This is a genomic window from Pseudomonas frederiksbergensis (genome assembly GCF_001874645.1).
GTDB lineage: Bacteria > Pseudomonadota > Gammaproteobacteria > Pseudomonadales > Pseudomonadaceae > Aquipseudomonas > Aquipseudomonas frederiksbergensis_B.
Map to the genome: position 1 here is coordinate 166,729 of NZ_CP017887.1, position 13,531 is coordinate 180,259.

The window sequence follows — 13,531 nt, forward strand, 5'->3', positions numbered from 1 at the left end:
GGGCGAACTCAGTAGAATCACGTACATTTCGCGTCGGCGAAACCAATTCAAAAGTCTGAGAAAGTTATGAAAGTTAAACCTATGGCGTTAGCCGGTGTGCTACTCGCCACCACTGCGATTGGGTCAATGGCAGATCGCATTCATTGGGCGGGGCAGATTGTTGGCAGCATCAATCTGACGAATGTTTCAATCAGCGACGCCAACTGCGGTCCCAACGACTGGATGGAAGTTGCAGGAGGAAAAGGCAAAACAAACGTCATGCGGTACCGCTGCGGCATGCTGTTTTGGCCTTTTTACAAGTCGGGTGAGTCAGCGCTTGCGGCAACCTATTTCAGCAACAAACCGGCCAGCACCAACTGATTAGATAATGGAACGGATGACACATTCACGCCTGGCCCTGACTCGGCCATCGGCGGTTTGTCACAAGGACTGAATCAATGAAATTAATCAAAACCATATCAATTCTGACGGTGCCAATCGTTCTCTCCGGGTGTGAAGAAGCTCAAAAATCCATGCTTGTACTCAATGAGAACAAGCAAGCAACGGTGATTTCGAACAGCGGCTATCACACCGTCACGGTTTCAGGAACCTATACAATTCAGACTGCAGATCCACAGGGTCATTATTTTTTAGTAGATGCCCCATGCGGGAGGCTTAGTTTTTCTTATCCAAGTTCAAACGTCCTTCGATATGAGAACGGTCACGCCCTCAGCAGCAACACAGCGGAGTGTGGTCTTCATTCACAGGCTGCAGATCAAGAATGGCACCTGGTCTTGAAGTCAGTAACAGGGTTCACCGCGCGCCCACCTAACGACTGGCCCTACTAGTCACCCTTCTGGTCAAGAACGCACACAGGCCAGTAGCACAGCAGCCGAAGATCTCGGCGCCTGTCGGCCATCACTAGAAGAATTAGAGAAAATTCGATGAGCAGTAGTAAAAATTGGGAAATTGAGTTCTTGCGGGGTGCCGCCATTCTGATGACGTTGGTGACCCACGTGAATCAGATGCTGCCTTTCCACGCTGAGTTTTTGGCCAAAGTTTTTAACGTCTACTCGCCTTGGTCTGGGGTGGACCTGTTCTTTTGCATTTCTGGATTTGTCGTTAGCAAAAGCTATTTGGACTATTTCGATAAACATCGTACGCAGGGCAATTTCGGTATCGCTGCGATTTCGTTCTGGATCCGCCGTGCTTATCGACTTTTGCCGACTGCCTGGCTGTGGATACTAATCCCGCTGGTCTTCTCGATTCTTTTTAACCAGTCGAATGCATTTGACTCCTGGTACAACAACCTACGCAGCTTTACGGCTGTAGCTACCTTCAGTGGCAACCTTGCAAATCAGTTTGGTGTGCTTCTGGGCCCCAACTCTGTGTACTGGAGCTTGGCCTTGGAGGAGCAATTTTACTTCATATTCCCCCTTTTCCTGCTGCTGGTGACTTCGCCGAAGTGGAGAGTAATCGCTCTGCTGTTGCTAATCGCAGCCCAGTTCGGCTTCGACCGTAACGCCTTCGCTCCTCCCCCTGCAGGTCTACTATTTTCCTTCCGACTGGATGCGATGATGTGGGGAGTTCTGCTGTGCATTTTTACTCGAACGGACCTCTACAAGCAGGTTGAGCCAACGACGCTTAATGATAGTCTTCTCCCAAGGATCCTGGTCACGCTGTTCCTGCTTTACATGCTCGGGGCCATAGCTGGACAACTGATTCTGACCCCAATAGCCGTGGGATTAATCGCAATCGTCTCTGCTCTCATTGTGTGGCTCGCGAGCTACCAAAAAGGCTACATCTTCTGCCCGTTATTTCTGACCGGACCGCTTAAGTGGTTAGGCTCAAGGTCGTACGCCCTTTATGTCATCCATATGTTCGCTTATCACTTGAGCACCGAGATCTGGAGCCGCGTGGCAGCTGGAAACGACTCTACCCTCACAAGCAGCTACACAACTGAGCTGCTACTGACCTCCGCAGTCATCATGCTCGTAATGAGTGAACTCAATTATCGATATGTCGAGCAACCGTTGCGAAAGCGCGGGGCCGAAATCGCCAAACGGAAACTGGCTCAGGTAGGAGAGAACAAAACCGAGCTGGCAGGCTCTCCAGCCGAACTGATTGGTGTTCCAGATAGTGCTAAATGACGCTGGGTTAGTGGTCTAGCCTCCCTTGGGGATAATCGCAGCTTGTCTCGACAGGCAAGCTGCTCCCCCCTCTGCATTCCCTCTCGAACGACAAGGAAGAACCCATGAAGGACACCCTGATACCAGATCACTACTCCACCCTTTTCGCGCGGCGCCTCCTGAACTTCACCCTGGAGTCGACCAAGGCACATTTTGAGGAGAATCCACCCACTCAAGGCCAGATCCTCATCTTGTCAATGCAGCAGCACAACATGAACCGCTACCGGTTGGTAAAGGTGATCAATCCGGCGAGCGGGCGCCGACGGAGGATCATTATCAGTCATGGGGAGGCGTTCGGTGGAGCGTCCTACTACCGTAGCGGAAAGAGCTGTTTCGCCCCAACGGGACAGACGAAACTCCTCCCGCCGGTACCGGCTGTTGCAGAACGACTGTCTTTTGACCATGACACCACGTTGTCAGATGAGGACCTTGCGGAGCTACTGGCTTCTGGCTAAACCACTATCCCCCTTTATTCGAGCCAACTCAGTTCGTTGCGCCGACAAGAGTCGGTTCAGCTCTTCAGCCTTTCGAACCTCAAAAGGACTAAACCAGAAAGAATTCCCTGGTAAGGGAAGGATGTCTGGCGTAGGCAATTTATTTCGAACCTCCGCATACCACGGCGCCCAGTATCCATTCTTTCTCATAGCATCTTGATACATGGACGGTGCATCGGTTGAGTCCAGGCCAAGCATCTGTCTGCATTCTCGCCCCTCAAAACTGAAGCAACCTATCCTGGCGACACCGTCTAACGCAGCGCTACGAAACATTGCCTCCGAATCGGTAAACACGAGTAAGCAAATGCCGATTGGCAGGTGAATGATGAGAGGCTTGAAGCTCTCTTGCATCAGGACTATAAGGAGCCCCAGTGCGACGAGCATTCCACCAATCATCTTTGGCATGAAGTAGCCGAAATATTGATATGTCGTGGCGCTTAACCATGATGATGATCGAAGATCATCACTAGATACCGGGACTGCTCGGGCGAGCTTTATGCTGGAGTAAGCACACACACCGAGGTAAGTCCAAAGCGCTGCAACCCCAAAAATGAAGACGACAATCGGCAAAAGTGTCGTAATTGAACGGTCATGCGGGGGCGTTGTTTTGTCTACGTTTGAAAGGGACATCGCGTAAATCCTTTAGCTGTTACCAATGCCCTCATGCTGAATGGTCCATGCTGCATGACGTACTACAAATTACCCCCTCTCAAGGGGGCATATCCAACGATCACGCTTGCATTATGAGCAGACGCTCCTCAGATCGATGCTCGATACGCTCAAGCCAGGCGATATCCTTCTGGGTGATGCCTATTACGCCACTTATTTTCTGCTCTACGAATTACAGCGCAGAGGCGTGGACGGTGTGTTTGAGCAGTACGGTATACGTCGGCGCAGTACGGACTTTCGACTGGGCCAGAGTTTGGGTACAGAAGATCACCTGATCGAATATCAAAAACCTGTACGCCGACCTGTGTGGATGAGCCAGCAGTATTTTGAACAGGCCCCGCAGCGATTGCAGATTCGGGAACTTAGAGTGGGTGGAAAAACCTTGGCAACCACACTGAAGTGCCCCAAGCAGGTGCCCAAGATGGCGCTCAAGTCGCTGTACAGTAAGCGTCCGCTTAACACACCTTGCGTGATTAAACGGGCACCCACCTGTGCGGCAACAGCTCGGTAATCTCACTCGCCCGCTGCGTCGGCAGGCGTGTAAGAACATCCTTCAAATAAGCATACGGATCATGCCCGTTGAGCCGCGCCGACTGGATCAAACTCATGATCGCCGCCGCACGTTTACCGCTGCGTAATGAACCCGCGAATAGCCAGTTCGAGCGTCCAAGAGCCCACGGGCGGATTTGGTTGTCGGGTAGTCAGACGCGGTTACCCGCGTCCAACCCCCTAAGAACCGTGCATGCGAGTTTCCCAGCACACGGCTCAAGCCTCTACAAAGGCACTGTTAAGTACCCGGCTATACCTCTTTAACATTGGCGTACTGCTGATCTCTGGGGCAACGCAGATGATAGATCTCAAGATTGACTGCGGCGTCCGTTCCGCCGTCGGCCAACTTTACGATGTGACGGCTATGCCACGGCGTATCTTTGGTAACGGGCTTATGACAAACAGAACATAGGCCGCCTTGCTGTCGCCAGACGCGATACAGCTTCGCTCGTCCCTTCGTTGATTTGAGCATTTTCTTGCCCCATCGGAACTCAAAATACTCATCCCAATTGGGGTCGTGCGGGTTGGCAGCAGCCTTGATCTTGATGTGCCGCACTATCGGCGTGTCCGATTCCTTCAGTAAGGTGTATTCCCTTGCCTTACCGTCTGCGTATTTTTCAACGGTGGAGAACACCCACCGGCGCGATCCTCGGACTTTAAAATACCTGTCCTTGACCCACCGGATTCCTTTGCGCGGATGCCGCCTCACCGCCCAGCGCCAGAGCATTATCCAGACTTCGCTGTCTACCTGATTGAAGACTTTTTTGGCGACCACGTGGCTATGATAGTTCGCCCATCCCCGTAAAATCGGGTTGAGCAGCCCAATCAAATTGACCTGTTTAATCGACTTGTTGGTCTTGATCACTTCCCGGAGCTTGGCAAGGTGAGCCCTAATGTTCGCTTTCGATGGCTTGATCAGGAGCTTGCCGTTGTACTTGCGCAAGTTCCATCCGAGGAAGTCGAACCCGTCCCCTATGTGCGTTATTTTGGTTTTTTCCGGAGAGAGGACAAGTCCACGCTCTGCTAGAAAATCAACCACAGCGGGCCTGACTTCATTCTCCAGCCACTCTTTCGAACAGCCAGTGATGATGAAGTCATCTGCATAACGCACCATCTGCATTTTTCGGGCTGTCCACTTTGCATTGGGAAACCTCTTCGCCAGCATCGCTTCCAACCCGTCCAGCGCCATGTTCGCCAACACCGGGGATATGATGCCTCCCTGCGGGGTTCCGGCGTGGCTGGGGAATAGCTCATTCCGGTAGACGTAGCCGGCTTTGAGCCATTTCTGCAAAATCGCCTTATCCATAGGGATGTGGGCGATCAACCAGCCATGGCTGATATTGTCGAAACAGCCTTGAATGTCGCCCTCTAACACCCACTCCGCGTTTGCTTTTCGTGACAGCACACCAAAGCACTGTGCGGCGGCATCCGCAGTTGAGCGTTCCGGCCTGAATCCATAAGAGTTCGGATCGGCGGTGGTTTCCGCTATCGGTTCCAGAGCCAGCAAATGGAGCGCCTGCATGGCCCGGCATTTCATCGCGGGAATTCCGAGAGGTCTCGTCTTGCCGTTTTTCTTCGGAATAAGCACTCTCCGAAGCGGAAGCGGCGAGTAGCCTCGCCGCCTCAATGACGCAATCGCACCGATCTTGGCCCTCGGTGTATTCCAAGTGACCTTGTCCACACCGGGGGTATTCTTGCCTTTGTTTTCAGACACCCGTTTCACGGCTAAAGCTTTGCCGCTAAACGAGTGAGTCAGCAGCCATTGCAAGGCTTTCGCCTTATTATGCCTGCCGTCTTGTACAGCCTTCACAATACGCGCTTGCAGCCCTCTTACTCGACGTTGAGCGTCGGCCCAATTGATGCCGTCCCACGACGTGCCGGAAGGTGCACACGCCAATGCTGCTGCGTTCATTTGCCCTCCCTCCGTTGAAAGGGTTCTACCTACTCTCTTGTGAAGAGAGACCATGAGGACGTCTGCCCGCTTTCGCGTGAAGTGATGTTTCAACTTCTATCCAGCCCGTTACAGGCTGGCGTTCGCTTTTTCCTCGTTCCTTCGCCCGCACCGCCATGGGCCGTTTTTGCAAATGGCTGTCCCCGAGGGGAGCGATACGGGATTTCCACGTTCCGCTTACTGAAGTACGTCGGGTTAGGTGCCTGCTATCGACCGGGAGGCATGTGGGTCACGAACGCGCGTGCAGAAAAACGCTGTTCCCACCTCCGCTACCTTTTGGTTCGAGCGTATAAGCCATTTCCGCTCGTTCAATTTAACGATCTTTACGCAGGTTCACATGTGTTCACCATACCGACTATCTAGCCCTTGTCCGGCCATGGCTGCCAGAAGAGTACGCCTCTCACGATTAGTACCCCACACCTTGCGGTGCCTCGTCACATTGTCGAAAGCGCTCTTGATTCAGCCTTCTAGATTCACCCGGTGACACGGGTGGTTCCCTCAAAGGGGAACAACTTCTGTAAGCGACTTCGTGTCGCACTTCAACCCAATTGTTGTCGATGGGCACAGCGCCGTCATCGAGATAGCGCGTCAGCGCTATCCAGCGTTTGAGGCTGTAATCCAACGCCTTGGCGATGGCCGATCCCTCAGGCACAAGCTGCCTCTGGGCGATCATCCAGGTATGAAGTGCGTCGATAATCGGCGCTGCTTTTTCCTGCCGTATTCGCTGCCGATCACACGGATCCAGCTCGCGGACTTCTCGCTCAACTTCGTACAATGCCGCGATGTAGTGCAGCGCTTTTTCGGCGATCTGGCTTTTGTTGGTCGCGTGCAAGTCGAAGAACTTGCGGCGTGCATGGGCCATGCAGCCGATCTCCGTGACGCCCAGTTCAAAGCCTGCCTTGTACCCGCCATTATGTGCTCCAACACATAATGGCGGTTATGTTGCGGCCTGAGTTATGTGATCCCGACCGGCCGAATAGGCAGTTTCTCTGTTGTCGATAGGTGATTGACGCAACATAAATTGCAGCGCCTTGGTAGACCTTCATCACCTGGAGTGTCTGCCATGTTCGAGAATATCTACTCTTCAAACGCTGCCTGTAAACGCCATCATGCGGGATCGCTGGCCGCTGAACGCGAGCGATACCTACAGCACTGTGCTGAGCAGGGCTGTACGCATGCCTCCCTTTACTTGAAGGCGTGCTGCTTGCTTTGGATTGCCGAGCGGGTGCAGCCAAGCGACCTCAATGCAATCAATTCGTCACGGCTGCGCCAGATCATTCACGAAGGGCCATTGCCGGCCAATTCTCCTGCAACTGCTACGACGTTGATAAACACCGCAAGACCTTGGTTTAAGTTCCTAGGCTGGTGGCAAGAGCCAACGGAGACAACTCCATTCGAGGAGAATCTTGAGCTTTTCGTCTCGTGGATGCGGGATGAACGCGGCTTGACACCATGTACCATCAGTCAATGGCGCAGTCGAGCGGCAACCTTTTTGCGTTGGTGCTTCAACACAGGCCGCAGATTTTCGACGCTTAGCCCCGAGGATATTGATGCCTACTTCATCACCTACGGTGCGCAACGGTGGTCGCGAATTTCGGCAGGGCACATCGCAACAATGTTGCGGGCATTCCTGCGCTACGCGGCAACGCAGGGAGCATGCAGCAGTACATTGGCCGACTCGATCCGCTCCCCGCGACATTACGCCCTAGAGTCACTTCCCTATGCACTGAGCTGGGAGGATGTTCAGCGAGTACTCGCAACTACAAATTCAAGCTCTGAACGCGATGTGCGAGATCGAGCCATCCTGATGCTTCTCGCCGTCTACGGTTTACGCCGGGGAGAAGTTGCCTCACTCCGGTTGGATCAGATCGACTGGGCTGCTGGCCAATTGCGTATTTGGCGATTGAAGCGCCGTCAGCCGCAGGTTTATCCATTGGCGTTCACAGTGGCTGAGGCATTAGCACAATACGTCGACACAGTGCGTCCGAAGGTACTGCACCCTGAGATATTCATCCGAACTCGGGCGCCGCGAATCCCCATCTCCGCTGCTGGTCTATACAACATCGTCAGCGGCAGATTGCATCTGCTCAACATACAAGCTGCACATTTGGGGCCGCACGCGCTTCGACACGCATGCGCGGCCAGGCTGCTCGCCAATGGGCTGAGCCTCAAGGAGATTGGCGACCACCTTGGCCACCGCAGCACATCGGCGACAATGACGTACACAAAGGTTGATCTGGTCTCGTTACGTGAAGTCGGTGACTTCGACCTGGGAGACCTGCTGTGAGAACCTTGGACGTAGTCAATGCCTACGTGGCAGTCCGTCGTGCCCAAGGCGTGGGCCTGAATAGCAGTGCTAGAGTGCTGCGTCAGTTTGCACGTGAGACTGGAAACCTACCGCTCCCCGAAGTTACTCCAGAGGCAGTGGCCGCATTTCTGCACGGGCACGGTGAGCTAAGTGCTACGTGGAAGACGAAGCGAGGATTACTTGTTAGCTTTTATCGCTTCGCAATCGCACGTGGCCACGCAACGATCTCGCCCCTGCCGGAACGACCACCACAGCTTCCACCGGCACAGACTCCCTATGTCTATGCGACCGCAGAAATACAGCACCTGTTAGATGCCACCGTCATACTGAGTACCTCGCTCAGTCGCCTTCAAGCTGCGACATACAGAACCCTCCTGCTGATCCTTTACGGTGCCGGGTTGCGCGTCGGAGAGGCGATCAGACTAAACCTCTGTGACGTCGACCTCGAGCAGCGAATCATCACCGTTCGTGACACAAAGTTTTATAAGACAAGGCTGGTGCCGATTGGGCCCAGGCTGGCATCGAAACTGCGAGTCTATCTACGACAACGTTGCGCGCTAGCACTTCCACTAGGCCAAGACTCTGCCCTACTGTGCACTCGTACTGGTCATCGCCTGAACTACCAATACGTCATAACTCTCTTCCAACGCGTTCGTTTGGCTGCGGGCATTACTCGCCCAACTGGCGAGCTACGGCCTCCGCGCCTCCATGATCTGCGGCATACAGCCGCCGTTCATCGTGTACTGGGATGGTATCGCGCCGGTAAGGATGTACAGCGGCTATTGCCGCAATTAGCAACGTATTTGGGGCATGTCGACATAAGGTCGACCCAGCGCTATCTGCGTATGACTCCCGAACTGTTGTACGAAGCGAGCCGCCGATTTGCCATTTATTCAGGCCAGGAGATTGATCATGAATGACCGCAATCGCCTCGGGGCATGGGTACGTCGCTTCTTGTTGGAGTATCTGGTCGCCGAGCGTAACCTTTCTCACAACACCCAGATCAGTTACCGCGACACGCTGACACTCCTGCTTCCATTTGTCAGTCGAAGAGCCTCGGTGGCAATCGACCATTTGTCGGTGCTCGACATATCGCCCGCCATCGTGCGCGCATTCCTTGAACACGTCGAACACGAGCGCGGTTGTGGCATCGTCACGCGCAACCAGCGGCTCTGCGCGATTCATTCATTAGGGCGTTTCATCGCTATGCGATCGCCAGAGCATTTGGCGTGGTGCACAGAGATCCGTTCTATCCCGTTCAAAAAAACTACCCAGGCAGTCATCCACTACCTCGACAAGCCAGAAGTGGAGGCTCTGCTCCGGACACCTAATCGGGCTACGAGCCAGGGTGCACGGGACTATGCGATTTTGCTTTTTCTATACAACACTGGCGCCCGCGCTGACGAAGCTGCCTGCCTCAACGTTGGTAATTTGCAACTTGGGACTTCACCCTCCGTGCGCATTCTGGGTAAGGGAAACAAATGGCGCGTCTGCCCCCTGTGGCCAGTAACAGCTACAGCGCTGCGGCCACTCATCGTCGAACGCAGAACAGAGGATCGCGTATTCATAGGTCGTACCGGGAATCCCATGACTCGATTCGGCATGTATCGCGTTGTGTCGGTGTATGGACGAGCAGCCGGCAAGCGGGTTAATTCCATGCAAGGCAGGCGCATCAGCCCGCACACTATTCGACACACGACCGCCGTTCACTTGTTAAGAGCCGGGGTCGATATCAATACAATTCGGGCCTGGCTAGGGCATGTCTCCTTGGACACGACCCACATCTACGCGGAAGTCGATCTCGAAATGAAGGCCAAGGCTCTTGCATGTTTGGACGTCACAAATGTGCCTGAGGCTGTGCGCCTGCGACCGAATTCAGCATCTCTCATGGCGTTCATGCGAGGGCTGTAGCATGAATTTATGTGCCACTTTTTGCGCCGAACTCCCGATTGGGAGGCGGCGCCTGTTACCACCGCAACATAACTCAGGCCGCAACATAACCAGCGAAGTCGTCGCAGACCAGCTTGCCATTCCAGTTGCCCAGAAAGGCTCGGGCATGTTCGCCAGCACGGCTCGGACTGAAGTCATAAACGACCGCAGCCATATCGGAGAACTGGCTGGTGGCGTAGGCCCAGACATAAGCGCGATGGGTTTTCTTCGCGCCAGGTGTCAGCATTTGTACCGGCGTCTCGTCGGCGTGGACGACGCCGTGCGTCAGCACGGCTTCGCGCAGCGCATCAACCAGCGGCTGTAATTGCACGCCGCAGTTGCCCACCCACTGCGCCAAGGTAGAGCGAGCAATCGACAGTCCGGCGCGGCCAAAGATTTTCTCTTGGCGATACAGCGGCAGATGGTCGGCGAACTTGGCTACCATGACGTGGGCCAGCAAGCCCGCTGTCGGGATGCCTTTGTCGATGACGTGCGCCGGTACCGGCGCCTGGATCAGTGTTTCGCACTGCTCGCACGCCCATTTTCCACGGATATGACGCTCGACAGTGAAGACGCCCGGTGTGTAGTCGAGTTTTTCGCTGGCATCTTCGCCAATACGTTTGAGGGCACAGCCACATTGGCAGTGGCTGTTGTCCGGCTCGTGATGGATCAGCGTGCGTGGAAATTGCGGTGGCAGTGGTGCGCGCTTGGGTTGCTGACGAACTTTGGTTTCGACAGCTGCTGGTTGCAGCGCCTCAAGCTCCGCTTCGATAGCAGCGATATCGGTGTCGATCAAATCGTCGAGCAAGCTGGCCTGATCCGGACTTAGCTGCTCGCTGCGCTTGGCAAATTTGAAGCGCTTGAGCAGCGCGATCTCGTGAGCCAGTTTCTCGTTAACCGACTTGTGATGGGTGATTTGCTTGTCCATTGTCTCGACGCGCAGGATCAACTGCGCCGCCAGGGCACGCAGTTGTTCAGGGTCTAATTGGTCGAGATTTGGATGCGAAGTCATGCCGCCAATTTTGCCAGAGAGGGCACATGGCTGCGACAGACTGATGGGCCAATTGCGCTGGCAAGCACGCCATGGCAGGAGTTAAAGCATCGAGATGATTCCGCCTGCACCGACGCGCTGCCAAGGTAAACCGAGCACAAGGGCGGCGTTTTTCAAGGTAGTTGTCGCGTCAACCGTTTTTCTATGCCGCTTTTCTAACGGCCTGCTGTTCCCGATCCGGGTTCAGCAGCACCGTTCCTATCGGCTCCCAGTTGCGTGTTTGTCCAGACCACCGCTCAGGAGTTTTCTGACGTGCCTGCTCATACAGCTCGCGTCGTCGTGTCAGGATCTGATGATCTTGCCCGAGATGGCGCTCTGACGGTGTGACGAAGCGGATCCGGCTGTGCCTGTGTTCGTTGTTATACCAGCGCATAAAATCCCTCACCCAACCCCGCGCTACGTCCAAGCTGGCGAAGCCTTCAAGGGGCCATTGCGGGCAATACTTGAGCGTTCTAAACAGTGACCTCACACGCGGTCGGCCACGAGATGGTGTGATGCCCAGCTCGTACATCTTGCTTAACAGCGTCAGCGATTTCATCGGTGCTCCGTTATCAGAGTGCAACACCAACGGCTTACGCAGGCACTTCTCGCTGATCACGCTGCGTTGCAGCAGAGCAGCTGCTTTCTCTCCGCTCTCTTCTTCATAAACTTCCCAACCCACTGCCTTGCGGCTGTGAATATCCAAGATCAAATACAGGTAGTAATACTTGCTGCGTATGGGCGCCGGAAGGTAGGTGATGTCCCACGACCACACCTGGTTGGGCTCCCGAGCCGCATGTGTTGTTGGCATTACAACCCGCTGAGGTCGTCGACTGCGGCCTCTATGGTGCTGTTGGCCGGCTGCTCGCAAGACGCGATAAAACGTCGCTTCCGACGCCAGATACCGCGCCTCGTCTGCCAAACGTGGAACGATCTGGCTCGGAGGCAAATGCGCGTACGTCGGGCTGTTGCACAGCGCCACGATGGCGTGTCGCTCGATTTCGCTCAGAGCATTACGCGGTTTTGGCCGCACGGTGGTGCTGCGCGCATCGGCTTGCAGCTCCGGCGGTTGGGTCCAGCGCTGCAAGGTTCTGAGCGATAGTCCGACTTCTTGGCAGGCCCGTATTTTTCGCGCTCCCGCTACGATCGCTTCGATCAACCAACCGACCAATAACTGCCGTTCCGGCAAAGAAGTCAGTTGTCCTCGTCGTCGGTCCCCCAGTAATCGTTGAGCTTTTTTCGCAGCACTAACAACGCTGCGGTTTCGGCCAAGGCAGCATCTTTACGGCGCAGTTCACGCTCCAGTTCCAGGATGCGTTTCTTGTCTTTGCGCGTCTGTTCATGATCAGCCATCTTTTGCGCCTGCACCGCTTCTTGACCGCTGATGCAGGCCTGACGCCAGGCATTAAGCTGTTCAGGGTACAGGCCGTTTCGACGGCAATATTCGCCCAACTCAAGCTGCGTCAGACTAGCCGTTTCAAGGACGGCAGCAAACCGGGCTTCAGCAGACCATTTATCAGAAAGCAGTAGGTCGTCTGGCACTTTACTTCCTTGGTTGGCCAACTTGCGCCAGAGGTACATCGATACATCACTGACTCCTTCCCGGCGACAAACCTCAGCCACGGTCAGGCTCAGCGGGGGAAGCAACATCTTCAGCAATGCGGCTTTACGTTCGGGTGAATAGTACGTCACAACCTGTCTCTTTCCGCCCTCGGTGTGCTTTTGGGGGTAAATCCAGAGAGGCGACAACTATCCTGACACCGGGGGAGGGCCTGAAGTTGCTCGGCATCCAACTCAACTTCGGAGCCGTGTCGCACACTCGGCCAGAAGAAGCGTCCTTGATTCAAACGCCGGGCGGCAAGCCAAACCCCCACGCCGTCATGCACCAGCACTTTCATGCGATTGGCACGGCGGTTGGCGAACAGATAGGCACAGTGCGGCTTCGCCGCACCGAACACCGCAACAACTCGCGCCAGCGCGGTTTCAGTGCCGGCGCGCATGTCCATGGGCTCGGTGGCGAGCCAGATGGAATCGACGCGGATCATCGCAGCAGGTCTCGTAGGAAAGCGGAACACGACGCTGCATTTTCTGTCGGCCAACTCACCACAACTACGCCTTTAGAATGAGGCACCTCAATCCGGATCGTAGCGGGAAGAGCTTGATGCGCTGCTATCGACGGCGCGGCTTTAACCGGGATAAAGGCAGTTTGCAGTGCCAGGTTTTTCTGCGCATGCACCCGAATCCATTTATGGACGAGGTTGGCATTGAGATTGTGGGTCAAGGCGATATTGGCAATCGAGGTGTCAGGCTGTGCGCATTCGGCGATGACCTGAGCCTTGAAGGACTTTGAATAGGAACGGCGTTCTTGTGGCATGGGCGTCCGCTTAAATAGGCTAAAAATGGTGTCCACTTAAATTTAGGTGGACACCATCG

Annotated in this window: 12 protein-coding genes and 4 pseudogenes; 8 read left to right on the top strand and 8 right to left on the bottom strand. The window is 54.7% G+C overall.

The features are described 5' to 3' along the window. The first annotated feature begins 66 nt into the window (after positions 1-66). From BLL42_RS28265 to BLL42_RS28275, 4 genes are all read left to right on the top strand, one after another. Positions 67-360: a hypothetical protein gene (locus tag BLL42_RS28265; protein WP_129587036.1), complete on the top strand. Its 294-nt coding sequence runs from the start codon at positions 67-69 to the stop codon at positions 358-360. A 77-nt stretch (positions 361-437) separates the two neighbouring features. Beyond that, complete coding sequence (locus BLL42_RS29945; RefSeq protein ID WP_129587037.1) at positions 438-827, top strand: hypothetical protein; 390 nt, start codon at positions 438-440, stop codon at positions 825-827. A gap of 96 nt (positions 828-923) precedes the next feature. Continuing rightward, entirely contained in the window at positions 924-2,129 is a 1,206-nt protein-coding gene (locus BLL42_RS28270; RefSeq protein WP_081427384.1) for an acyltransferase family protein, read from the top strand. Between the two features lie 104 nt (positions 2,130-2,233). Then, positions 2,234-2,623 (top strand): hypothetical protein, encoded by a 390-nt coding sequence (locus tag BLL42_RS28275; RefSeq protein ID WP_071556018.1) that lies wholly within the window; start codon positions 2,234-2,236, stop codon positions 2,621-2,623. Here the strand turns inward: BLL42_RS28275 and BLL42_RS28280 are convergent. Then, positions 2,606-3,292 carry a hypothetical protein gene (locus tag BLL42_RS28280; protein ID WP_071556019.1) on the bottom strand — a complete coding sequence of 229 codons (687 nt, stop codon included), beginning with the start codon at positions 3,290-3,292 and terminating at the stop codon, positions 2,606-2,608. The genes BLL42_RS28275 and BLL42_RS28280 overlap by 18 nt on opposite strands. A 115-nt stretch (positions 3,293-3,407) precedes the next feature. On the opposite strand from BLL42_RS28280, the pseudogene BLL42_RS29950 reads away from it, so the two are divergent. Further along, a pseudogene (locus BLL42_RS29950) lies at positions 3,408-3,782 on the top strand (IS4 family transposase); the annotation flags it as partial. A 22-nt stretch (positions 3,783-3,804) separates the two neighbouring features. Here the strand turns inward: BLL42_RS29950 and BLL42_RS28290 are convergent. The 3 genes and pseudogenes from BLL42_RS28290 to BLL42_RS28300 all read right to left on the bottom strand — a co-directional run. Then, positions 3,805-4,026: pseudogene (locus BLL42_RS28290) on the bottom strand (transposase domain-containing protein); the annotation flags it as partial. Between the two features lie 104 nt (positions 4,027-4,130). Further along, positions 4,131-5,792: a group II intron reverse transcriptase/maturase gene (gene ltrA / locus BLL42_RS28295; protein ID WP_071556021.1), complete on the bottom strand. Its 1,662-nt coding sequence runs from the start codon at positions 5,790-5,792 to the stop codon at positions 4,131-4,133. A 577-nt stretch (positions 5,793-6,369) separates the two neighbouring features. Then, positions 6,370-6,738, bottom strand: a pseudogene (locus tag BLL42_RS28300) (IS66 family transposase); the annotation flags it as partial. Between the two features lie 156 nt (positions 6,739-6,894). On the opposite strand from BLL42_RS28300, the gene BLL42_RS28305 reads away from it, so the two are divergent. From BLL42_RS28305 to BLL42_RS28315, 3 genes are all read left to right on the top strand, one after another. Next, entirely contained in the window at positions 6,895-8,118 is a 1,224-nt protein-coding gene (locus tag BLL42_RS28305) for a tyrosine-type recombinase/integrase (protein ID WP_071556022.1), read from the top strand. A 137-nt stretch (positions 8,119-8,255) separates the two neighbouring features. Continuing rightward, positions 8,256-9,059, top strand: coding sequence for a tyrosine-type recombinase/integrase (locus BLL42_RS28310; RefSeq protein WP_236722033.1), 804 nt, complete (start codon positions 8,256-8,258; stop codon positions 9,057-9,059). Next, positions 9,052-10,050: a tyrosine-type recombinase/integrase gene (locus tag BLL42_RS28315; RefSeq protein ID WP_071556024.1), complete on the top strand. Its 999-nt coding sequence runs from the start codon at positions 9,052-9,054 to the stop codon at positions 10,048-10,050. The genes BLL42_RS28310 and BLL42_RS28315 overlap by 8 nt, the downstream gene beginning before the upstream one ends. A gap of 76 nt (positions 10,051-10,126) precedes the next feature. Here BLL42_RS28315 and tnpC read toward each other — a convergent pair. The 4 genes and pseudogenes from tnpC to tnpA form a co-directional block, all read right to left on the bottom strand. Continuing rightward, positions 10,127-11,080 (bottom strand): annotated as a pseudogene (gene tnpC, locus BLL42_RS28320) (IS66 family transposase); the annotation flags it as partial. 181 nt (positions 11,081-11,261) lie between these two features. Next, positions 11,262-12,790 (bottom strand): IS3 family transposase gene (locus BLL42_RS29370; RefSeq protein WP_129587038.1). Its coding sequence is split into 2 segments (ribosomal slippage): positions 11,262-12,331 and positions 12,331-12,790, totalling 1,530 coding nucleotides; the frame shifts between segments, so codons are not numbered across the junction. Beyond that, positions 12,787-13,143: an IS66 family insertion sequence element accessory protein TnpB gene (gene tnpB / locus BLL42_RS28335; protein ID WP_150128050.1), complete on the bottom strand. Its 357-nt coding sequence runs from the start codon at positions 13,141-13,143 to the stop codon at positions 12,787-12,789. Before tnpB ends, BLL42_RS29370 begins: the two co-directional genes overlap by 4 nt. After that, positions 13,140-13,472 (bottom strand): IS66-like element accessory protein TnpA, encoded by a 333-nt coding sequence (gene tnpA / locus BLL42_RS28340; RefSeq protein ID WP_071556152.1) that lies wholly within the window; start codon positions 13,470-13,472, stop codon positions 13,140-13,142. The genes tnpB and tnpA overlap by 4 nt, the downstream gene beginning before the upstream one ends. Between the last annotated feature and the right edge of the window lie 59 nt (positions 13,473-13,531).